The sequence below is a fragment of the Frankia sp. Allo2 genome, assembly GCF_000733325.1.
Lineage (GTDB): Bacteria > Actinomycetota > Actinomycetes > Frankiales > Frankiaceae > Frankia > Frankia casuarinae.
In genome coordinates this window covers 473,478-495,518 of sequence record NZ_JPHT01000001.1, presented here as the reverse complement: position 1 = coordinate 495,518, position 22,041 = coordinate 473,478, and the positions used below count along the sequence as shown (strand labels likewise).

Here is a 22,041-nt window from a genome sequence, read left to right as displayed (position 1 = left end):
CAGCCGAGACGACCGCGACCGGCGCGAGGCGCCCGCCGGGGCGGCGGACCCAACAGGTGCCGGTCCCCGGGGCCACGAGCCGTGGTCGAGGCAATATCGTGGCGGGGNGGCTGTACTCACCTCCCGCTCGACCGACTTTCCGCGCTGGTATCAGGACGTGCTCGCCAAGGCCGAGCTGGCCGACAACGGCCCCGTCCGCGGGACGATGGTCATCCGACCGTACGGCTACGCGATCTGGGAACGCATGCAGGCCGAGGTGGACTCCCGAATCAAGGCCGCCGGGGCCGTCAATGCCTACTTCCCCCTGTTCATCCCCGAAAGCTACCTGCGCCGGGAGGCCGAGCACGTCGAGGGCTTCAGCCCGGAGCTGGCGGTGGTCACCATCGGTGGCGGCAAGGAGCTGGAGGAGCCCGTAGTCGTCCGGCCCACCAGCGAGACCGTGATCGGCGAATACCTGGCGAAGTGGACCCAGAGCTACCGTGACCTGCCCCTGCTGCTCAACCAGTGGGCGAACGTGGTCCGGTGGGAGCTGCGTCCCCGGCTGTTCCTGCGCAGCAGCGAGTTCCTCTGGCAGGAGGGCCACACCGCGCACGCCGACGAGGCCGATGCCGCGGCCTACGCCCGTCGGATCGCGCTCGAGGTCTACCGCGACTTTATGACGCAGGTGCTGGCGGTCCCGGTGTTCGTCGGAGTGAAGACGCGCCGGGAACGGTTCGCCGGCGCGACCAACACCATGACCTGCGAGGGCATGATGGGCGACGGCAAGGCTCTGCAGATGGCGACCAGTCACGAGCTCGGCCAGAACTTCGCCCGTGCCTTCGACATCGACTTCCTCGGCGCCGACGGAGCCCGGCATCTGGCGTGGACGACGTCGTGGGGCTGCTCGACCCGGATGGTCGGCGGGCTGATCATGGCACATGGCGACGACAACGGCCTGCGTGTCCCGCCCCGGTTGGCGCCGACGCAGGTCGTGGTCCTGCCGGTGCGCGACGAGGAGACCGTCGTCGCGAAGGCCCGCCAGATCGCCGCCGCCCTGACCGACGCCGGTCTTCGGGTGCAGGTCGACGCCCGTCCCGGGTTGTCCTTCGGCCGGCGGGTCACCGACGCGGAGATCAAGGGCATCCCGGTACGGGTTGAGGTGGGTCCGCGGGACCTGGCCGCGGGCAACGTCACCCTGGTGCGCCGGGACACCTCCGAGAAGGTGCCGGTGCCGCTGGCCGAGGTCGCCACGCGGGTGCCGGTGCTGCTGGGCGAGGTGCAGGCCGACCTGTACGCCGAGGCGCTGGCCCTACGCGAGAGCCGGACGACGGACGTCGCCACCGTTGCCGAGGCCGCCCGGGCCGCCCAGGCCGGCTTCGCCCGGATCCCCTGGCGCCTTGTCGGCGAGGAGGGCGAGGCCGAGCTCGCCGAGGAGGCGCTCACCGTGCGGTGCATCCAGACACCGGACGGCGGGATCCCCGAGGCCGGCAGCGACGCCGACGACCTCGTCTGCCTGATCGCCCGCTCCTACTGACGTCCAAGATCCCTGGCGTGGTAGCCGTCCGGGGCAGAGACGATCAGCCGCGCAGACGGGGACCGGTCGGCGGCGACCGTGGAAACCCAGGTCGGTCGTATCTTCACGAACGTATCTTCACGAAGCTTGAATGATGGGACCGGGTTAGGGGTCGTCGTCTTCGTCCACGAAACGTGGCGTAATGCGTACCGCGGTGAGTCCGCCGCCGCGCGGACAAACCGCGCCCGTCCTTCGAGAAGCGGGTTCGATCTCCCTCGACGTGCCCCTCAGAGGCAGATCGGGACCGACGTCGAGATCGATTGTATGGCCGGCGCCTCGGGATCAGGCCGTCGATTCGGCGGGGCTGGCCAGCACCTCGTTCCCGAACTCTTCGGACTTCTCCGGCGAGGAGGAGATAACCGTCCCCCGGTGCTCACCACGGCAGATCGCCGTCATCGCGCCCCGCTGTTCGATATCGAAGATATGCAGCGGCATACCGAAGTCACGGGCCAGGATGAAGGCCGACTGATCCATCACCCGGAGCCCGCGGCTGATCACCTCGTCATAACTGAGGTGCGAGAAGAGCCTGGCCCCTGGATTGATCTTCGGATCGCTGTCGTAGACGCCGTCCACGCCGTCCTTGGCGGCCAGCACCGCGTCGGCATTGAGCTCCAGCGCCCGCTGCACCGCCGGGTAGTCGGTGGTGAGGAAGGGCTGGCCATTGCCGCAGGCGAGGATGACCGTCGCCCCCTTCTCCAGCAGGTGCACCGCCCGCAGCCGGATGTAGGGCTCGGCCACCGCTGGAACGGGCACCGCCGTCATCACCCGCAGATTGTCCTCACCCAGCGCGGTGAGCTTCCCCCGGAGCAGCAGACTGTTGATGACCGTACTCAGCATGCCGATATTGTCGGCTTCGACCCGGTCAATACCCCACCGGTCCGACTGGTTACCACGGAAGAGGTTCCCGCCGCCGACGACGATCGCCACCTCCACGCCGGACTGGCGGACCGCGATGATTTCTCGGGCGAGGTGCTCCAGCGCGTTGGAATCGAAGCCGAATTCGGCGGAACCGGCGATCGCGCGACCGCTCAGTTTGACGACCACTCGGCGGTATCTCGTCACTGTCTCCCGCTTCCCCTTTTCCATGGTGCGATCTTAACGTAGGCGGGCAATGATCGATCATGAGCCCATGACCCCTCGGGTACACGGTAGAGCACCCGGCTCCCGGGCACGTCGCACGACGGGCGCGCCCGAGAGATTCCGCCGACGGCGGACCGTACCCGCAGCACCTTTCGCCGGCCGGGCACCGACGACCGCCGTCGCGATCCACCGTTATCCGACTCCGGGCAGCCGGAGGTCGGGCCCGGCGGTGCGTGGACGCCGGCGGCGGGGACCAGGCGGCGGGGACGAGGCGGCGGCGATGGATCAGCATCCCGCGCCCGGCCGGCACCATCAACATCGCCCAAGGACTACGCCGCCACTCCCGCCGACCCGAACGACCGCTCCACGCGATCACGAATCTGGATTACCGACAGACAACTTTGCCGGAGCCCGGCAGGAGAATACTGGATATGCTCGAGCCGAGGCCGTCGACGGTGAGTGGCGCGACGGATCCGATACCGCAGAGGAGCACTGTTGCGATGTTCTTACCCGGAAGGCCGTCGTTATTACGGTCGACTGCACTGATCTCTATCCTGATTAGCCTGATCGGACTGGTTGCGTGCACCGCTTCGGAGGATTCCACCGGACGCACCGGAACAGCTGCCTGCGCCACACCGGGCATAACTGAGACCGAGATCAAGGCCGGCGTTCTTTTCCCTGACACCGGGCCGTTCGCGCACAGTATGCGCGCGTTCCGGGCCGGAATCGATGCACGTTTCGGCGAAGCCAACGCCGCAGGCGGCGTCAACGGGCGGAAGATTGTCTACAGCTGGCGGGATGATGTCTCCGACCCCCAGTTGAACCTCGCCGCGGCCCGCGAGCTCGTCCAGAAGGAAGAGGTCTTCGGCATCATAGNAGGACTGGGTGCGGTCTCCGGCTCAGCCCAGTACCTCGCGGATCTGAACGTGCCGATCGTCGGACTGGGAGCCGAACCCGTCTGGGCCGCGCACGAGAACATGGTCTCGTGGCATCACTATACAGTCCCGGCCGGGTCGTCCACCGTCTGGGGGGATTTCATTCGCGGTGAGGGGGGAACCCGGAGCGCCATGGTCGACGTAGCGTTGAACGCTGCCGTGCACGACTATCATCGGCAGCTCGTTGACAGCCTGCAAGCGGCCGGTGTCAGCGTGGACATAAACTTCGAGGTGACCGCGGAGACGACCAGCTTCGAGGCGTTGGCCAGGCAAATGAAGGCGGCTAACATCGACACCCTTACCGGCGTCATCACCCCGGACGTCCTCACTCAGATCCTCCCCGCGGCCCGTGCCGCCGGCGTGAACCTCAAGACGGTGCTCCTCTCGCTCGGCTACGATCGGGCCCTGCTGACCGATCTCGGCCCGGCCCTGGCCGGCACCAACATCTACATCAGCTTCGTCCCGTTCGAGCTGAACACCCCCGCGCATCAGCGGCTGCTCGCCGCGATGACCCGCTACTCTCCGCAGACCCAGCCGCCGGAGCAGGAAAGCGCGGTCTTCGGTTGGTTGTCCGCCGATCTGTTCCTGCACGGCCTGCAAGCCGCCGGCGCCTGCCCGACCCACCAGTCGTTCCTACAGGGTCTGCACTCCGTGCACGACTACGACGGCACTGGCCTGCTCCCCAAGCCGGTTGATCTCGCGAAAAACCGCGGCCAACTCGGCAACTGCTATTATTTCATGCGCATCAGCGGCGACGGCAGTCATTTCGTACCGCTGCAGTCCACGGCCCGTTGCGGTAATTTGATCAACTGAACAATGCGCCTTCCGTGGGGAGCCTTTCGGCCTTCGCCTCGATCAGACCGCCGAATCCTAGCCGCGCAACGCGGCAGGGCGGCGATCGACCGAAGACGGCAGGCCGATCGGTGCCCTGCCAGCGCCCGGCTGCCGGCTCGGTGCCCGCGGCCGAGGAAGATACGCGGGTAAGGGAGAGCGGCCGTGGGGTGGACGGGCAACCGGGTAGGACGTTCAGGAACGGCCGACCCCCTGGGCGGCAAAAACCCCGCCTCCCTGCTGGGGAGACGGGGCTGCAACGCGTCATCTGGTCGGGGTGGCGGGATTCGAACCCACGACCTCTTCGTCCCGAACGAAGCGCGCTACCAAGCTGCGCCACACCCCGCGACCGAGATGAAGCATACCCGACGGCTCAGTGGTCCGACGGGGTGGGGTCGCCGGCCGGCACCAGGGTGAGCAGGGTCGCCTCCGGCCGGCAGCCGAGGCGCAGCGGCGCGAACGGGGACGTGCCCAGCCCGGACGACACGTGCAGCCAGGACGACCGCCCGTCGACCTCGTGACGGGACAGCCCGCGAACCCGGGCCCGGTCCAGCCCGCAGTTGGTCACGAGCGCCCCGACCCGGGGCAGCCGGATCTGACCCCCGTGCGTGTGCCCCGAAAGGGTGAGCCCCACCCCGTCCGCTGTGAACGCGTCGAGGACCCGCGGTTCCGGGGTGTGCGACAGTCCCAACGCGAGCTCAACGCCGGGCTCCGGGGGGCCGGTCACGACCGCGAGCTGGTCGCGGCGCAGCCGGGCGTCGTCCACGCCACGNAGGTCGATCCGGCGACCGCCGACCTCGATGACCGCCNGCACGTTGGTCAGCTCGGTCCACCCGCTGGCGGCGGCGAGACCACCGGCGAAAGCCGCCCAGTCCAGCGGAGCGCCCCTGGGATGGGCCTCGTCGCCCCGCCGGAGGTAGCGGTGCGGGCTCTTCAGGGTCGGGACGAAGTAGTCGTTGTTCCCCGGTACGAAGACCCCGGGAAACGAGTAGAGCGGCTCCAGCGCGGCGAGCAGGGGATCCCGGGCATCGGCCGCAGACAGCACGTCACCGGTCAGGGCGACCAGGTCGGGGACGAGCCGGGCCAGGTCCCCCAACCAGGCGAGCTTGCCGTACTGACGGGGGGTGACGTGCAGGTCGGAGATGTGCAGCACGCGCAGGGGGCGCGCGCCGGCCAACAGCACCGGGANNNNCACCCNCCGCAGGGTGTACGCCGTGCGCTCGTACAACCCGCCGTAGGCCGACACGAGCGCCCCCACCGCCGCGACACCCACGAGAGTCCTCGCCGCTGTGTGACGTGCGTTCATCGTCCCAGTCTCACCCACCGCGGGCGGGGACCTGCCGCCACCCGGCCCGGTTCCGCGCGCCGCGCCGCGCACCACCGGGCGCCGCGCACCACCGGGCGCCCCGCCGACGGAACCGGCGTGACCACCCTGCCCGCAGACCATAGGCTCCGGTGGTTATGAGCACCCTCAAGGAACGTCTGCGCGCCGATTTGACCGTCGCGATGAAGTCCCGTGACGAGCTGCGGACGTCCACTCTGCGGCTGGCCCTGGCCGCGGTGAAGGATGCGGAGGTGGCCGGCAGCTCCGCGCGGGTCCTCGACGACCCGGAGGTCTCGAAGGTCCTGACCCGCGAGGTGAAGAAGCGCCGGGAAGCGGCCGACGCCTACGCCGCGGCCGGTCGCGGCGACCAGGCGGACCGAGAGCGGGCCGAGGGCGAGGTGCTCGAGGAGTACCTGCCGAAGCAGCTCGGCGACGACGAACTGGCCACGATCATCGACCAGGTACTCGCGGGTCTGGATGTCAGCGGTCCACGAGCGATCGGTCCCGCCATGAAGTCCGTGCAGGCCGCGGTCGGCGGCCGGGCCGACGGCGGCCGGGTCGCCGCACTCGTGAAGGCCCGGTTGGCGGGCGGCTGAACGAGCCGCGTGGCCCGCGTGGGCCGGTCAGCGCCGCCGGCGCCCGCCCTGGCCCCGGCCATCCGTCCCGTCCAACGGCCCCGAGCCGCCTGAAGCGTTCAGCTGCCGACGCAGATCCGTGCCCGGCTGGCCGCCCCCGGCCGGTTGGCCGTCATTCGGCTGGGCGAGCGCTCCGAAGCCGGGTAGCGTCGATCCACCCGGCAGGACGGCCGTGCCGGTCAGCCCCCCGGAGATCTGCAGGGTGACCTCGGTGTTGAGCGAGACCTCGCTGCCCGGGGCGGGCGACATCGCCACGACGGTGCCGGGGGGCGCCGGATGCGGGACCGGCTGCGACCTGACATGGAAGCCCAGCTGGACGAGCGTCTGCTCGGCGACCTGCTGCGGCTGCCCGACCACGTCCGGCAGTGCCTTCGTCGGCACCTCGGGTTGGGTGTCGTCCGGGGTCGGCAGCGGTTCGACCGGTAGTCCGAGACCGGCGATCGTCCGGATCATCGTGCGGGACCACACCTGGGCGGGATATCCGCCACCGAAGACGTTGCGACCCTTCACATTAATCAGGGGATGCGACGTCGGTCCGCGCGGGTCCGCGAGGGTCACCGCCGCGGCGAGCTGGGGGATGTAACCCGCGAAGGAGGCGGTGCTGAACCCCTCCGCGGTGCCGGTCTTGCCGGCGGCCGGCCGGCCGATCTGCCCGTTCCCGCTGGCCGTCCCGTGGTTGATAACCCCCTGCAGCACGGCGCTGACCTTGTCCGCAATCTTCGGGTCGAGCGCCTGCTGGCAGGGAGCGCCGGTGTCGAAGGGAAGCGGCCGGTCCGTCCCGCCCACCCGCTGGGTGATCGCGAGCACGGCCCGCGCGTCGCACTTCCTGCCCCGCGCGGCCAACGTCGCGTAGGCGGTCGCCAGATCGAGGGTGCTGATCTCGTTGGATCCGAGGATGGAGGAGCCGTCGACCCGGGTGATCCCGTCCACCCCCCTGCATTCGGGATCGTTGTTGTTGTGCTGCCGGATCCGGCACGAGGTGACGCCCATACGGCGGGCCACCTCGGCCGTCTTCAGCACGCCCAGCTTCTCGGCGAGCTGGATGTAGTAGGTGTTGACCGATGACCAGGTTGCGGTCGTCAACGAGTAGAAACCGTCCTCGCTGGGATCGGCGTTTCCGTAGCAGTTCTTGCCCTGGGGATCCGGGTTCGGGAAGACGTTCGAGTGGTAGCAGAGGGGGGCGTGCAGCGTCGTGGAAAGCGGTAGTCCCGATTCGAGCGCGGAGATCAGAGTGAACACCTTGTAGGTCGATCCCGGGGAGAACGAGTCCTCGTCGACGGGATAAATCTCCTTGGTGTGGACGAAGTCCGTGGACAGGGCGGCGGGCTGTCCGTCCGCCGTCGGTCCGTAGACCCGGTTGATCGCCAGGGCGAGCACCTGGCCGGTGTTCGGCTGCACCATCGCGACGCTCGCCGCCACCCGGTTCCCGATCGGGATGACCTCGGTCGCGGCCGACTGCGCCGCCTGTTGCGCCACCGGGTCCAGCGTCGTTCTGATCGTGAGGCCGCCCTCGAACAGTAGTCTGCGCGCGTCCTCCTCCGTCGGGGCGAAGGATCTGTCGTTCAGCAGCCGCTGGCGCACGAGGGCGCAGAAGAACGGCGCGGTCGAGTCGGCGCAGGGATCGGCCGAGTGGGGCTGCCGGTTGAGCACCACCTCGCCATCGTGCGCCTGATGAAAGGCCGCCGCGTCGATGTGATGAAGTTCGAACATGCGGTCGAGGACTACGTTGCGCCGTTCCCGTGCCGCCTGCGGATGTATCGCCGGGTTGAAGGCGTTCGGGTTTTTCACCAGGCCGGCCAGCAGCGCGGCCTGCGGCAGGGTGAGCTTGTCGACGTCGACGTTGAAGTAGTGCCGCGCGGCTACCTGGACCCCGTACGCACCATCGCCGAAGTAGGCGATGTTGAGATAACGCTCGAGAATCTCGTCCTTGCTCAGATGGGCTTCGAGGTACAGCGCATAACGCGCCTCCCGAAGCTTGCGCTGGACGGTCTGCTCGGTCGCGGCCTTCTTCGCCTCAGCCGTCGTCGCGGACATCAGAAGAACGTTCTTGACGTACTGCTGGGTCAGGGTCGAGCCGCCCTGGGTGACCTCGCCGTTCTCCCGGTTGGTGAGATACGCCCGGACGAGACCCTTGTAATCCAGCCCGTCGTGCTCGTAGAACCGGGAATCCTCGATGTCGATGATCGCCTGACGCATCACCGGCGGAACCCGGCCCAAGGACACGACCTCACGGTCCTGCTCCCCGCGCAGCACGGCGAGGACGTTCCCCCGCGCGTCGAGGACGCGCGACGCCTGGGCCAGCGGGGGGACCGTCAGGTTGGCCGGCAGGTCGAGGAAGTCGTCCGCGCCGCCCTTGACGGTCAGTCCGGCCGCTCCCACCACCGGCAGGGCCAGCATGCCGACGAGCACCCCCGCCACCACGCTGATCACGCCGGCGCCGAGCAGCCGCGTGGCCACGAACCCCAGCCGGCGGGCCGATGATGCGATGGGACGAGGCTCAGGCCGGTCGACGTCGCCGAAGCGGAGTTCGTCAGGCCCGTACGGGCGCCCCGGTACACGGTCGCGGGCGGAATCCTCGAACCGCCCACGACCGGGCGTGGGGTGCCCAGGGGGCGTGGTCATCCAGGGACCTCCGTCCAGCCAGGCTGGGACACCCGTCGGAGCATACGGGCCAACATTTGATCAACAAGCGCCACCCCCGCCGCCCCGATTTCCACGAACGCCACAAGGCGGCGGCCCATCGCAGCCGATAATGCCGTGAGCTGGGACGCCGCAGTTCCAGCCCCGGCCGGCGACCCTGCCGGTCCCGGGCGCGCCCCNGACGACCGTGACAACCTCCACACCCGCTGCCCCGCCGCCCACGCTCCATACCTCCACTTTCGGGCGTCATCTCAATTCCGGCCCCACATTAGGGCAATCTCGTCAAAACGGAAACGAAGCGATGAAAAACCTACATTATCTCTGAGTCGATACCTCATTGTCACGCAACAGACATACGGAGGTCACAGACCGCACTACCATGGCGATCCGGATCAATGGCCCGGACTAGTCATTTGGACAACCACCCGTGTGGGGTCTGTGCCGTGGCCACGCCACTCCGTACGGTTTCGGGTCAACGCCACGTCACCACCCGCACGGGCCCCCTGACCCGGACTCGAGAAGAAAGGCAGGTGGCATGACCAGAAGCCTGACCTCCACCGTCAGCACGCCACGCCGTGCCAACACGACCCATCTCGTGGGTTCCGCCGTCGACGGCGACTGGACGGCTCACGCCGCCTGTCGCGACCTCGACCCGGATGAGCTGTTCGTCCAGGGCGCCGCCCAGAACCGGGTGAAGACCCGGTGCTTCGGCTGCGCTGTCCGCACCGAGTGCCTCGCGGACGCTCTCGACAACCACGTCGAGTTCGGCGTCTGGGGGGGCATGACCGAACGGGAACGTCGCGCGCTGCTACGTCGCCGCCCAGACGTCACGTCCTGGCGGAAGCTGCTCACGGACGCCCAGGCCGACCACAGATCGGCCTCCGCCGGCTGATTCAGCGGTGGTCCGACCNGTCCCCAAGGCCGATCGGATCCTTCGCCGGCTATCCCCCGCCCGAGGACAACGTCGTCCCGGTCCGGGATCACGCACATCCGCTGTCGACCGCGTTCTCTCACCCGGATGAACCGGGCTCGCCGATCAAGCTGATCAAGCGGTCCGATCCAGCCGTTCGTCACGCGCGAGCGCATCGCCGATCTCCCGCAGTCCGACGAGATCGTGCACGTCTTCCGACAACGCCTCCACCTCCACTATCGGGGTGTCGGGGTGGGCGCTGGTGAACCGCTCCCGCAGCCGCGCCTCCCGGCTCGCCAACCGGACCCGATCGGCGTGGATGCGCAGCACCGCGGCGGCAAGCGGATGCTCCCCGTGCTCCTCGAGGTTCTCGGCGGCGGCAAGGCTGCGCTCGATGTTGAGCGCCTCGGCATCGCTGTGGTGCATCCGGTTCACGACCAGTCCGGCGAGGGGCATCCCCTCCGCATCGAGCCGATCGACGAAGTAGGACGCCTCCCGTAGCGCCGCGGCCTCGGGTGCGGCGACCACGATGAACGAGGTGCCGGGATCGCCGAGCAGGCGGTAGGTCTCCTCCGCCCGCGCCCGGAAGCCACCGAACATCGTCTCCAGCGCCGCCACGAACTGGCTGACGTCGGTCAGCAGCTGGGCGCCGAGCACCTTGGTGAGGACTCGGGTGAACACGCCGAGGCCGGCGCCGAGCACCTTCACGTACGCCCGCCCGCCGGCCTTCGCCGGCGCGAGCAACAGTCGTAGCAGCCTTCCATCGAGGAAGGCCCCGAGCCTCGTCGGAGCATCGAGGAAGTCCAGCGCCGACCGGGTCGGGGGCGTATCGACCACGATCAGATCCCACGTGCCGGTGGCGTCGAGCTGGCCGAGCTTCTCCATCGCCATGTACTCCTGGGTGCCGGCGAAGGAGGACGACAGCGACTGGTAGAAGGGGTTGGCAAGGAGGGCCTCGGCCCGCTCGGAGGTGCTGTGCGCCAGGACGATCTCGTCGAACGTCCGCTTCATGTCCAGCATCATCGCGTCGAGACGACCACCGGCGGCACCGTCGACCCCGGCCACCTCGCGTGGGGTGTTGTCGAGCGCGGTCAGGCCCAGGGCCTGGGCGAGTCGCCGCGCCGGGTCGATCGTCAGGACGACGACGTTGCGCCCGCGCTCGGCCGCCCGCAGCGCGAGCGCCGCGGCCATGGTCGTCTTGCCGACCCCACCCGAGCCACAGCAGACCACGATCCGTTCCGTGTCGAGCATCGCGTCGACGTCGAGCAGTGGCACGCCGGCCGGATGCGGACGCGTCCGGCGCGCTCCCGGCCCGCCGCGACGCGCCGCCGACTGCCGGACGCTCCCCGCTGCCGGCCTTCGCCGCCCGGCGGACGGTGCCCCGGGTTCCCGCCGTGGTGCACCGGGTGACGGGCGCGCGGGGCTCATGCCACCATCTGCTGCGCCCGCAGCATCTCCGCGAACCGGTAGACGGTGCCGAGGTCGACGCCATCCGCGACCAGCGGCACCTCATACACGGGACGACCCAGCCCGGCAATCTCCGCACGCTCAGCCGCCTCCAGCGCGACGCGATCGGCGTGCTGGGCCGCCTCCCAGGCCAGCGCCTCGACCAGCTCAGGGGTGGGCTCCATCCCAGCCTCCTTGATCCCGGCGGCAATCTCCTCCCGGTCCAGCTCCCCGCGCCGGGCCAGACGGGACTCCTTCGCGCGCAGCAGGGGTGGGCGGGTCATGTTGACCACCACACCGCCGAGCGGCAGGCCGGCGCGGGTCAGCTCGGCCACGCCGTCCACCGTCTCCTGCACCGGCATCTCCTCGAGGAGGGTGACCAGATGCACGGCGGCCCGATCGGGCGCCAGCACGGCCATCACGCTGTCGGCCTGGGCCCGGATCGGCCCGACCTTGGCCAGCCCCGCCACCTCCGCGGTGACATTGAGAAACCGGGTGATCCGGCCGGTGGGCGGCGCGTCGAGCACCACCGCGTCGTAGGCCAGCCCTCCCGGGCGGGTGGCGTCGGGCCGGTTGACCGCCTCCTTGACCTTGCCGGTGAGCAGCACGTCGCGAACCCCGGGAGCGATGGTCGTGGCGAAGTCCACCGCGCCGATCCTGTCCAGGGCCCTCCCGGCCCGCCGCAGGTTGTAGAACATCTCCAGATACTCCAGCAGGGCCTCATCCGCGTCGATCGCCAACGCGAACACCTCCCCGCCGCCGGGGGCGCTGGCCACCTTGCGCTCCCGGTAGGGCAACGGAGGGGTGTCGAACAGCTGCGCGATCTGCTGCCGACCCTCGACCTCGGTGAGCAGGACTCGACGACCACCGCTCGCAAGCGCCACGGCCAGCGCGCCGGCCACGGTCGTCTTGCCGGTCCCGCCCTTGCCGGTGACGATGTGCAACCGCCGGTCCCACGGACCGGCCACCTCGCCGCTCGCTTCCTTGATCACGGTGTTCTCGCTGTCGATCACAGCGTTCTCGCTGTCGGTCACGGTGTTCTCGCCGTTCACAAGCTTGACCGTACCCGCGTGCACGGTCCCCACCACGGTGGTGAGCCGGGAGAAAACCCGCGGCGCACCGCGGGGCGAGCCAAGGTAGGGGATGTGGGGAGAGGTGACCGGAACGATGCGGCGGCGAAGGCTCGGGCCCGGTGACACGGGTGTCCGGAACCGTCGGCGCGATGCTCTAAGGTCCGGTGTCATGCAGACGAAGTGGGAGTACGTGACGGCGCCGGTACTGATCCACGCCACCAAGCAGATTCTCGACAACTGGGGTGAGGACGGCTGGGAGCTGGTCCAGATCGTTCCCGGTCCCAACCCCGAGAGCCTCGTCGCCTACTTCAAGCGTCCCAGGAGTCAGTCCTGACATGGCCGCACCGAGCGAACGCCTGGCGGCGCTGGGCCTGACGCTGCCGCCGGTCCCGACCCCGGCCGGCGCCTACCTCCCCGCGGTCCGGGCGGGCAGCCTGATCTGGACGGCCGGTCAGCTTCCGCTGGTGGACGGCCGGCTGGCCCGAACCGGCCTGGTGGGCGCGGGCGCCGAGGTAACCGTCGAGCAGGCCGCGGAGCTCGCCCGGACGGCCGCGCTCAACGCGCTGGCGGCGGCGTCGTCGGTGGCCGGCGGACTCGACGGGATCACCCGGATCATCAAGGTGGTTGGATTCGTCGCGAGCGCCCCCGGCTTCACTGGCCAGCCAACGGTCGTCAACGGGGCGAGTGAGCTGCTCGCAGCGGTCTTCGGCGAGGCCGGTCAGCATGCCCGCTCGGCCGTCGGCGTCTCGGCGCTGCCGCTGGGCGCACCGGTCGAGATCGAACTGGTGCTNGGGGGGTAGGCCAGTCCCGCCGGTGCCGGCCTCGGGGTTGCGGCGGCGCGCCGCGGCCAACAGGACAAACAAACCCCGCCTCGCCACCAACGGCTCTAGCATCTGGGCAATGGTCGACCACAAGGCTGCCCTGATCGCTCGGCTGCGCTGGTCCCCGGCCGACGGAGGCCGCCGCGACGGGGTGACGGCGCGCCATCCGTCCGCGCCGCCCGCAGCGGTGCGCGACGCCTCGACGGTCGTGCTGCTGCGCGACGCGCCGGGTAACCAGGGGATCGAGGCCTACCTGCTGCGCCGGGCGGCGACCATGGCATTCGCCGGTGGGATGTACGCATTCCCAGGTGGACGAGTAGATCCGGCCGATATGGGGCCAGACGTGCCCTGGGCGGGCCCATCGGTCGCCGAGGTCATGCACGCGCTCGACGCCGATCCCGCACTCGCCCGCGCGCTCGTCTGTGCGGCCGTACGGGAGACCTTCGAGGAGTGCGGGATCCTGCTGGCCGGCGCGGTGGCGGGCGAGGACGGCAGGCTCGGCGGCGGCCCGGAGGCGCTCAGCGATCAGGTCCGGGCCGCCGAGCGCCTCGCACTGGAACGGCACGAGCTCGGCCTGAGCGCCCTGCTCCGCAAATACTCCCTCGTGCTGCGGGCCGATCTCCTCGCGCCCTGGGCCAGATGGGTGACGCCCGAGATCGAGCCGCAACGGTACGACACCAGGTTCTTCGTCGCGGCACTTCCCACCGGCCAGCATCCCGGCCAACCCTCCAGCGAGGCGGACCGGATGCAGTGGATACGCCCTGCGGACGCCCTCGAACGCCATAGGGCCGGGACCATGGACATGCTGCCACCCACCGCGTTCACCCTCGCCGAACTATCCGAATACGCCGACGTCGCGGCGGTGCTGGCCGCCGCCCACGCCCGCGACCTGTCGCCGATCATGCCGAGGATTCTGGTCAGCGGCGGCGAAGCACGCCTCCTGCTGCCGCATGACGAGGCGTACGACGACCCGGGAAACCATGACGACCTGCGGGATGCGGGCCCCGCCGACCCGGCGTGGCAATAGCCATGGCCGTGCCCCGACAGATCACTCCCCTGGCCGCCGTGCTTCTCGCTCCGAATCCGGGCCCGATGACGCTCGACGGCACCAACACCTGGATCCTGCGCGCCGCCGGCGAGGAGGGGTGTGTGGTCGTGGACCCCGGCCCGGACCACGCCGGACATCTGGCGACGGTCGCGGCGGCCGGCCGCGTCGATCTGATTCTGCTGACCCACGGCCATGTCGACCACAGTGCCGGCGCGGCCACGTTGCACGATCTCACCGGCGCCCCGGTCCGGGCGCTCGACCCCGTCTTCCGGCTGGGATCGGAGGGGCTCACGGCCGGCGATGTGATCGCCACGGCCGGCGTCGAGCTCCGGGTCCTCCCCACCCCGGGGCACACCGCCGACTCGTTGTCGTTCCTTCTACTCGGGGAAGACAAGCCGCTCGGGGAAGACAAGCACTCCGCGGATTGCCGGGACCGGGCGGAGTCGGGCCCGACCTCCGGCGACCTCCCGCCCGGTCCGGCGGTGCTGACCGGAGACACGATTCTCGGGCGTGGCAGTACCGTGGTCGCTCACCCGGACGGCCGTCTCGGTGACTACCTGGACAGCCTGCGGCTGCTGCGGGAACTCGGCGAGACCACCGTGCTGCCCGGCCACGGCCCCGAACTGCCCGCGGCTGGCCGCGCGGCCGAGCGCTATCTGGCTCACCGCCACAACCGGCTCGACCAGGTGCGGCGTGCTCTGGTGGACGCCGGGGTCGACGCCGCGGAGGCGGACGCGGCCGACGTGGTCCGCCGGGTCTACGCGGACGTCGACCGCGCCCTGTGGTTCGCGGCGGAACTGTCGGTCCGCGCCCAGCTGACCTATCTGCGGGAGCATCCCGACGGCGCCTGATCAGCCCAGTCGACCAGCCGATGGCGAGCGGCACGTCCGTGGCAGCGGTAGCCGGACGGCCGCCTCACGCCACCGAGAGGTTCCGGGAGGCCACTAAGAGATACCGGGCCGATATCACGCAGCGGTATCGCAGCAGCATCGACGCGGCTGCGGTCGGTCATCCGACAAGACGGGATTCGAGGAAGGAGACCCAGGCCACTAAACTCTGGCACGGAGGGAACCGCCCGTGCGCAGGATGACGANTTCGACCAGCCGAAAACCGGGCGACCGGTCCGGCCCCCTACCCACCGGCCACCCGGACGGGAGGCCCCAGCCATGGTGATCACAGCTCCGCACACGGGCCCGCTACGGTGCCCCCGGTGCAGCTCGGCGGCCGTTCCGGGCGGACGATTCTGCTACCACTGCGGCTTGGAGTTCACCTCGGTCGAGAGTCCCGCGGTGGATGCTTCCGAGCGCCGGGTCGTCACCGTTCTGTTCGGTGATCTGTCCGACTTCACCGCCTGGGCGGAGGATCGCGATCCGGAACGCGTCGGGGAGATGACCGATCGGGTCCTCGCCGCCCTCGCCCACGAGATCGACGAGGTCGGCGGCCGCGTCGACAACCTTACCGGTGACGGCATCATGGCNGTCTTCGGGGCTCCCACCGCCCATGAGGACGACCCTGAACGTGCCGTTCGGGCCGCCGCCGCGATGCAGGAGACCGTTCGTCGGCTGGTGCTCACCTCCACGGGGGGTGACGATGACGGCCGGCTCGGCCTGCGGGTGGGCGTCAACACCGGCGAGGTCCTCGCGGGGGTGCAGGCCGCGCTCTCCTACACCGTGATCGGCGATACCGTGAACACCGCCGCCCGATTGTCGGCCGCGGCCACGATCGGCACCGTCTACGCCGGTCGGGAGACCGCGCTCGCCACCCGGTCCGTGGCCACCTGGCGAGAGCTGCCCGACCTGGTCCTCAAGGGCAAGCGGGAGCCCGTCCCAGCCTATGAGCTGGTGAGCCTGCGCCCGTCGAACGTCGCCCGCCCCGGACTCGCCGACGACGCCATGTTCCTCGGCCGGGACGCCGAGCTCGCCTCGCTGACCGATCTGTTCGACCTGGTCGTCGCCAACCAGTCACCCGAGGTGGCACTGATCACCGGGGAGGCCGGGATCGGCAAGACCCGCTTGGCCATCGAGCTCGCCTGTCGGGCGGAGCGGACCCCCGGCACGACGGTGCTCTGGGGACGGACGGTCCGGCACGGTGACGGCCGCGGGCTGGCGCCCCTGGTCGACGTCGTTCGCAACGCGTGCGGGGTGACCGACGGTGACTCTCTCGACCGGGTGGCCAACCGCGTCCGGCGAACTGTGGCGGGGCTGGCGCATCCNCACAGCGGTGCCCGGCTGCCACCCGGCATCGCCGACCGGCTGCTGCTGCTGCTCGGCGTTCCGCTCGACCGGCGGCCCGCCGTCGCCACCGCGGCGGCTCCGGGGGATCCGGCAGCCCGGGCCTCGCACATCGCGGAGGCCGAACAGCGGTCCGTCGACGCGACGGTGGACGCGGTCGCCCTGCTCCTCGGCGCGCTCGCGTCCTCCGGGCCCATCCTGGTCATGATCGACGATCTGGAATGGGCGACCAGCCAGCTCAGCGACGCGATGAGCCGGCTGGCCTCGGCGTTGTCCGGGCCGATTCTGCTTGTGCTGCTGGACCGGACGGGTCCACGGCTCGCCGGACTGCCCCACATCCATCGCATCGCCCTGCGACCGCTGAGCCTCGAGGCCTCCAGCCGCCTGTTGCAGGATCATCTCGGCGGGGTGCAGCTGGAGCCCCGCGGCCGGGCCGATCTGCTCTCCCGGGTGCATGGCAACCCCTTCTTCCTGGTGGAGCTGCTCAACCTGCTGATCGACCGCGGAATGCTGCACCAGTCGGCCGAGACGACCAATGGGGAGTGGCCGGGCTGGGTCCTCGAGGGCTCCCTGACGGAGGCGACTCTTCCCGCCGGGGTGCAGTCGGTGTTGGCCGCCCGCATCGACGATCTCGACCCGGTGGCCAAGGCGGTACTGCGCGCGGCGGCGGTGCTCGGCCCGCGGTTTCCCGCCGAGGCGCTGCCGGTGGTCGACGAACGGCCCGCCGAGGAGGTCACCCGCGCGCTGCGGGTACTGACCGAGCGCCAGCTCGTCCGGCCGCCCCGGGCGACGGAGACGAGGTGGCGGTTCGTCCATCCCATGGCCCGCGACGCCGCCTACGCCGGGCTACCCAAGGTCGAGCGGGCCCGTCGGCATGCCACGGCGGCGCGCTGGGGGGTGACAGCGATGGTCGGCAGCTCGCGGGCCGTCTCCACCTTCGTTGCGAACCACGCCCTGCGGGCCTATGACCTGGCCGCATCGATGAACCTTCCCATCACCGATCCAGCCTGGTCATCCCGGATGTCCGGGTTCCACGCACATGTCCGGCTGGCGCGCGAGGCGCTAGCCCGAGACGATCATCGAGCTGCCGCCGACCTGCTGGCCAACGCGCGCCGTCTGGGCCGCGGCATCATCGACACGAACGAGGACAACGTCGTGCGGGTGCTGCACGCCGAGGCCCTGGTCGCGCTGCGCCAGCTCGATGAGGCCGAACGCACGCTACGCCCCGCGCTACGCGCCGACGCACCCGTCCGGCGGGCCGCCGCCTTCTCCGTGCTCGGCGAGCTGCGCCAGAAGCAGGGACGCGCCGAGGAGGCGGCGCAGTGCCTGCTCACCGCCCTGGAATCGGCCCAACAGGCCGGTGACGACCGTGCGGAGGCCGCCGCGTTGCGCCGGCTGGGCATGCTCGAATACAACGCTGGCCGTATCGACGCGGCGGAGGAGCGCTACCGCGAGGCCCTCGCGATCGCCCGCCAGGTCGACGATCCCCGCGGGGTCGGTTGGGCGTTGCAGCACCTGGCCTGGAGCGCCACCACCCGGGGGGACTATCCCCGCGCCGAGCGGACGCTGCGCGAGGCGTCCGCGGTGTTCGACCGGCTCGAGGACACCGGCGGCCTCGGCTGGTGCCGGGGCACGGAGGCGCTGGTGCTGCTGCTGTCCGGGCAGCTCACCCGGGCCCGCAAACTCNCCCGCGAACTGATCGAGCTAGCCAGTTCCGTGGGCGAGCAGTGGGGGATGGCCGTCTGCCTCACCATCGACGCGATAGCGGCCGCCGAGCTGGGCGACATCGCCACCGCCGAGACCCACGCGGAGCGGGCCGCTGAGCTGTTCACCAGCATCGGCGACGCGTGGGGAACAATGCTGACCCTGGTCGCCCGTGGGCTGGCGGCCCGTGGCACCGGCGAATCGGCCCGCGGGGCGGAGTACCTGGAACAGGCGTGTGCCGAGGCGGCCGCCCGCGGGCACGTCGTCGTCGGCGCGCTGGCCCGGGTGCTGCTCGGGCTGACCTGGCTCGACGCCGGCGAAGTGGACAAGGCTGGGCAGGCCGCCGAGATCGCGCAGGCGGACCTCGCGCAGCTGGAGCTGCGCCCGCATGCCCAGCTCGGGGCAAAGGTACTGGTCGCGCAGATCGCCCGGGCCCGCGGGCGGCTCGATGAGGCGACCGAGCTGTTGCGGGAGGCGTTGTCGGCAAGCGAACCGGCAACCCTGATGTTCCCCCGCCGGCAGGCGTACGCCCATCTCGCCGGCATCCTGTTGGATGCCGGGCAGCCCACCCAGGCTCTCACCGTGGCCCGGCGCGCGGTCAACGTGGATGCCGAGGACGTACGCGCCCAGGTGCTCGGTTACCGCGCGCTCGGCACCGCGCTGGTGGCCAACGGCGATCTGGAAGGCGGTCGTGCCGCCTATCTGCGGGCGCTGGCGGCCGCGACCGCCACGGGGGCTGTCAGCGAGGCGCCGCAGACCCGCAGGCTGCTGGCGAGACTGCCGGTCAGCGGGGCCGCCGACGGCGCGACCATCACTCCCGCGGGCCTGGCCGGGACGGCCGGATGAACCGCTGGAGCGGTCACCTCCCGTGGCCGGGCCTTGCGCGCGTCAACCGGCGCTCGAGGCCCCGGCGGGACCTCGAGCCGGTCGCCGGTCGCCGGTCGCCGGTCTCAGCGTGCGCGGCGGGAGAGGCGTTCGCGATCGAGCAGCACGACCGCGCGGGAGTCCAGGCGCAGCCAGCCCCGGGTGGCGAAGTCGGCGAGCGCCTTGTTCACCGTCTCCCGGGACGCGCCCACCAGCTGGGCCAGTTCCTCCTGCGTGAGTCCGTGCTCGACACGGACACCGGCGGCCTCGTTGCCGGGCTGTGCCGGCTCGCCGAAGCGTTCCGCCAAGTCGAGGAGGGCTTTCGCCACTCGCCCCGGCACATCCGTGAACACCATGTCGGCAACGTTGTCGTTGGTACGCCGCAACCGGCGGGCCAGCTCCCGCAGGAGCATCGCGCCCGCCTCCGGGCGTGATCGCAGCCAGGGACGCAACGCGGTATGTTCCAGCAACAGCAACGATGCATCCGTGACTGCCGTAGCGGTAGCCGTGCGTGGGCCGGGGTCGAACAACGACAGCTCCCCGAACAAGTCTCCGGGACCCATCACGGACAGCAGGTTCTCCCGGCCGTCGGCCGACTGACGTCCTATCTTCACCTTTCCGGACAGGACGATGAAGACCCGGTCCCCGACATCTCCTTCACGGAACAGCACGTCCCCACGGGTGACATCCTGCCGATCAAGATGGTCGGAGAGGGCCATTCGGTCCTGCTCGGACAGCCCTACGAACAGTGGTACACGGGCAAGCAGATCCTCCACGGTCCTGAGCATGCCAGGACTATCGGCAGAGAGCACGGCCAGGGACCCCCAGATGGCCCCGACAGGCCGATCGACAGGGCTCCGACGGGCCGATCGACACGGCCCGACCCGGACCCGACGGGCCGATCGACACGGCCTAGCCCCGCGCGGTCAGGCGGCTCGATGCTTGCCCGGCGGCGGTCGGCGCAGGCGCCGCCGGTAGCGCTCCAACGCGGCGGGGAGGCCCTGATTGACGAAGGTGCTGACCTCGTCCGGCCGGGCGTTGTCGAGGAAGCCCTCGAGGCCCTTACCGGTGTCGGCGGCATTCAACGGACGTTCCACCCGTTCCATCGCCAGCAGAAGGCCGAGAAGCAGCAGGGGAAAGGTGACCGCGGCAATGACAAACATGACCTCTCCATGGTGGCCGACCGGCGACCATCGCATGCGACCGGGGGTGGGTGTGTCGCGCATTGGCCACCTGGCCGGGGCCCGTTCGGACCACCCGGCCGCGGCGCCGGACGGGCGGATCGACCGGCAGATACGCTGCCAGACATGCCCGCAACCGTCGACGCCGCGGCCGAGACCCCGCTCGCGAAGACCCGGCGGGCTCGCCGGATAGTGCGTCTGCTGGGCGATATCCATCCCGACGCCNGCATCGCGTTGCACTTCGACAACGCTCTCGAACTGCTGGTTGCCACCGTCTTGTCGGCCCAGTGCACCGACAAGAAGGTCAACGAGGTCACTCCCGGAGTGTTCGCCCGTTATCGGACCGCAGCTGGCTATGCGGGCGCGGACCGCGCCGAACTCGAGGACATGCTGCGGCCGACCGGGTTCTTCCGTGCCAAGGCGAACTCGCTGATCGGCATCGGCGCGGCCCTGACCGAACGCTTCGACGGTGAGGTTCCACGGTCGCTGGCGGCCCTGGTGACCTTGCCGGGCGTCGGTCGCAAGACGGCGAACGTCGTGCTCGGGCATGCGTTCGACATGCCCGGAATCACCGTCGACACCCACGTCGGGCGGCTGTCCCGCCGCTTTGGGCTGACCACTCAGACCGACCCCGTCAAGGTCGAGTCGGACCTGGCGGCGCTCATCGAACAGCGGGACTGGACCATCGCCTCCGATCGCATGATCTTTCATGGGCGACGGATCTGTCACTCGCGCCGCCCGGCCTGCGGCGCCTGCGGGCTGGCCCGGCTGTGCCCGTCCTTCGGGCTCGGCCCCACCGAGCCTGCCGAGGCGGCCCGGCTGGTCCGGGGAACACGCAGCGACGTCGAAACCCTGCGATGACCGAGCTGCCAGCCAACGCCGACGGCGCCTTCGACACCGACGGGACTACCGTCCCCCCGCCCCCGGCCTGGCTGCGCGCTCTGGCGGAGAAGGCCGGGCAGGCCCTCGTGACCAGCCGGACCCATCCGGGTCATGCAGGCGCGGATGCTCGACCGGCCGCCGTACTCATCCTGTTCGGCGATGATGGCCCGGAGGGGCCGGACATCCTCCTGCTCGAACGGGCGGCCGAGCTGCGCAGCCATGCCAGCCAGCCCGCGTTCCCCGGTGGCGCCACCGACGCGACAGACGAGTCGCGGGTGCACACGGCGCTACGCGAAGCCGAGGAGGAGGTAGGGCTCGACCCCGCGGGGGTCGAGGTGCTCGCCGTCGCATCCCCGCTCTACCTGCACGCCAGTCGTTATCTCGTGACCCCGGTGATCGGCTGGTGGCATACTCCGTGCGCGGTCGTACCCGTCGATCCCGCCGAGACGTCGTCGGTCGCCCGGGTGCCACTCGCGGAGCTGGCCGACCCGGCCAACCGGGTCATGCTGCGCCACCGCACCGGCCTCGCCGGACCCGCCTTCCGGGTCCGCGGCATGCTGGTGTGGGGCTTCACCGCGGGCATCCTCGATGTTCTTCTCCGTCTCGGCGAGTGGGAACGGCCGTGGAACGACACCGAGCTCATCGACTACCCGGTCGCGCGGGCCACGACCAGCGGGACCCCGGTCGTGCCCGCACAGACGACCAGCCCACCGGCACCGTCCCACCCACCGGCACCGTCCCACCCACCGGCACCGTCCCACCCACCGCTACAGTCCGGTCCACTGGACAAGTCCAGCCCGCCGGCGGCACCGGCATCGCCCTGCGACGAGAGGCACNGCTGATGACCAGCACCGCGGACCGTGACCATGCGGGACCGCGACCGT

Annotated in this window: 17 protein-coding genes, 1 tRNA gene and 1 pseudogene; 11 read left to right on the top strand and 8 right to left on the bottom strand. The window is 70.5% G+C overall.

Translation table 11 applies throughout. The features are described from left to right. Positions 1 to 109: 109 nt before the first annotated feature. Positions 110 to 1,513, top strand: a pseudogene (gene proS / locus ALLO2_RS02060) (proline--tRNA ligase); the annotation flags it as partial. Between the two features lie 321 nt (positions 1,514 to 1,834). Here the strand turns inward: proS and pyrH are convergent. After that, entirely contained in the window at positions 1,835 to 2,638 is an 804-nt protein-coding gene (pyrH, locus tag ALLO2_RS02055) for a UMP kinase (protein ID WP_023840711.1), read from the bottom strand. Between the two features lie 227 nt (positions 2,639 to 2,865). On the opposite strand from pyrH, the gene ALLO2_RS02050 reads away from it, so the two are divergent. Beyond that, positions 2,866 to 4,380, top strand: a complete 1,515-nt coding sequence (locus ALLO2_RS02050; RefSeq protein WP_232234825.1) for an ABC transporter substrate-binding protein — start codon at positions 2,866 to 2,868, stop codon at positions 4,378 to 4,380. 287 nt (positions 4,381 to 4,667) lie between these two features. Here ALLO2_RS02050 and ALLO2_RS02045 read toward each other — a convergent pair. Beyond that, a tRNA-Pro gene (locus ALLO2_RS02045) sits at positions 4,668 to 4,744 on the bottom strand. 27 nt (positions 4,745 to 4,771) lie between these two features. Then, on the bottom strand, positions 4,772 to 5,704 hold the full coding sequence (locus ALLO2_RS02040) for a metallophosphoesterase (protein ID WP_035729405.1): 933 nt from the start codon (positions 5,702 to 5,704) through the stop codon (positions 4,772 to 4,774). Positions 5,705 to 5,859: 155 nt separating this feature from the next. On the opposite strand from ALLO2_RS02040, the gene ALLO2_RS02035 reads away from it, so the two are divergent. After that, a complete protein-coding gene (locus tag ALLO2_RS02035) occupies positions 5,860 to 6,318 on the top strand; it encodes a GatB/YqeY domain-containing protein (protein WP_011438630.1) in 459 nt (152 codons plus the stop codon). 27 nt (positions 6,319 to 6,345) lie between these two features. Here the strand turns inward: ALLO2_RS02035 and ALLO2_RS02030 are convergent, their stop codons facing one another. Further along, a complete protein-coding gene (locus tag ALLO2_RS02030) occupies positions 6,346 to 8,979 on the bottom strand; it encodes a penicillin-binding protein (protein WP_011438631.1) in 2,634 nt (877 codons plus the stop codon). Positions 8,980 to 9,532: 553 nt separating this feature from the next. Here ALLO2_RS02030 and ALLO2_RS02025 point away from each other — a divergent pair. Then, complete coding sequence (locus ALLO2_RS02025; protein ID WP_011438632.1) at positions 9,533 to 9,889, top strand: WhiB family transcriptional regulator; 357 nt, start codon at positions 9,533 to 9,535, stop codon at positions 9,887 to 9,889. 153 nt (positions 9,890 to 10,042) lie between these two features. Here the strand turns inward: ALLO2_RS02025 and ALLO2_RS02020 are convergent, their stop codons facing one another. After that, the gene (locus ALLO2_RS02020) at positions 10,043 to 11,335 is read right to left on the bottom strand and encodes an ArsA family ATPase (RefSeq protein ID WP_011438633.1); all 1,293 of its coding nucleotides are present in this window, start codon (positions 11,333 to 11,335) and stop codon (positions 10,043 to 10,045) included. Continuing rightward, positions 11,332 to 12,363, bottom strand: coding sequence for an ArsA-related P-loop ATPase (locus ALLO2_RS02015; RefSeq protein ID WP_369807779.1), 1,032 nt, complete (start codon positions 12,361 to 12,363; stop codon positions 11,332 to 11,334). The genes ALLO2_RS02020 and ALLO2_RS02015 overlap by 4 nt, the downstream gene beginning before the upstream one ends. Before the next feature lie 232 nt (positions 12,364 to 12,595). Between ALLO2_RS02015 and ALLO2_RS25330 the strand changes: the two genes are divergently transcribed. From ALLO2_RS25330 to ALLO2_RS01995, 5 genes are all read left to right on the top strand, one after another. Further along, positions 12,596 to 12,760 (top strand): DUF4177 domain-containing protein, encoded by a 165-nt coding sequence (locus tag ALLO2_RS25330; protein WP_023840716.1) that lies wholly within the window; start codon positions 12,596 to 12,598, stop codon positions 12,758 to 12,760. A gap of 1 nt (position 12,761) precedes the next feature. After that, positions 12,762 to 13,226 (top strand): RidA family protein, encoded by a 465-nt coding sequence (locus ALLO2_RS02010; protein WP_011438636.1) that lies wholly within the window; start codon positions 12,762 to 12,764, stop codon positions 13,224 to 13,226. Between the two features lie 100 nt (positions 13,227 to 13,326). Further along, positions 13,327 to 14,274 carry an NUDIX hydrolase gene (locus ALLO2_RS02005; protein WP_011438637.1) on the top strand — a complete coding sequence of 316 codons (948 nt, stop codon included), beginning with the start codon at positions 13,327 to 13,329 and terminating at the stop codon, positions 14,272 to 14,274. A gap of 2 nt (positions 14,275 to 14,276) precedes the next feature. Continuing rightward, positions 14,277 to 15,146, top strand: a complete 870-nt coding sequence (locus ALLO2_RS02000) for an MBL fold metallo-hydrolase (RefSeq protein ID WP_011438638.1) — start codon at positions 14,277 to 14,279, stop codon at positions 15,144 to 15,146. Positions 15,147 to 15,554: 408 nt separating this feature from the next. After that, a complete protein-coding gene (locus ALLO2_RS01995) occupies positions 15,555 to 19,076 on the top strand; it encodes a tetratricopeptide repeat protein (RefSeq protein ID WP_369808113.1) in 3,522 nt (1,173 codons plus the stop codon). Between the two features lie 104 nt (positions 19,077 to 19,180). On the opposite strand, the gene ALLO2_RS01990 is transcribed toward ALLO2_RS01995, so the two are convergent. After that, positions 19,181 to 19,870, bottom strand: a complete 690-nt coding sequence (locus ALLO2_RS01990; RefSeq protein ID WP_035729396.1) for a Crp/Fnr family transcriptional regulator — start codon at positions 19,868 to 19,870, stop codon at positions 19,181 to 19,183. A 150-nt stretch (positions 19,871 to 20,020) separates the two neighbouring features. After that, entirely contained in the window at positions 20,021 to 20,257 is a 237-nt protein-coding gene (locus ALLO2_RS01985; RefSeq protein ID WP_023840719.1) for a hypothetical protein, read from the bottom strand. A 144-nt stretch (positions 20,258 to 20,401) separates the two neighbouring features. Here ALLO2_RS01985 and nth point away from each other — a divergent pair, with 144 nt between their 5' ends. Both nth and ALLO2_RS01975 read left to right on the top strand, forming a co-directional pair. Further along, positions 20,402 to 21,136 (top strand): endonuclease III, encoded by a 735-nt coding sequence (nth, locus tag ALLO2_RS01980; protein WP_035729194.1) that lies wholly within the window; start codon positions 20,402 to 20,404, stop codon positions 21,134 to 21,136. Further along, complete coding sequence (locus tag ALLO2_RS01975) at positions 21,133 to 21,999, top strand: CoA pyrophosphatase (RefSeq protein WP_035729191.1); 867 nt, start codon at positions 21,133 to 21,135, stop codon at positions 21,997 to 21,999. Before nth ends, ALLO2_RS01975 begins: the two co-directional genes overlap by 4 nt. The last annotated feature ends 42 nt before the right edge of the window (positions 22,000 to 22,041 follow it).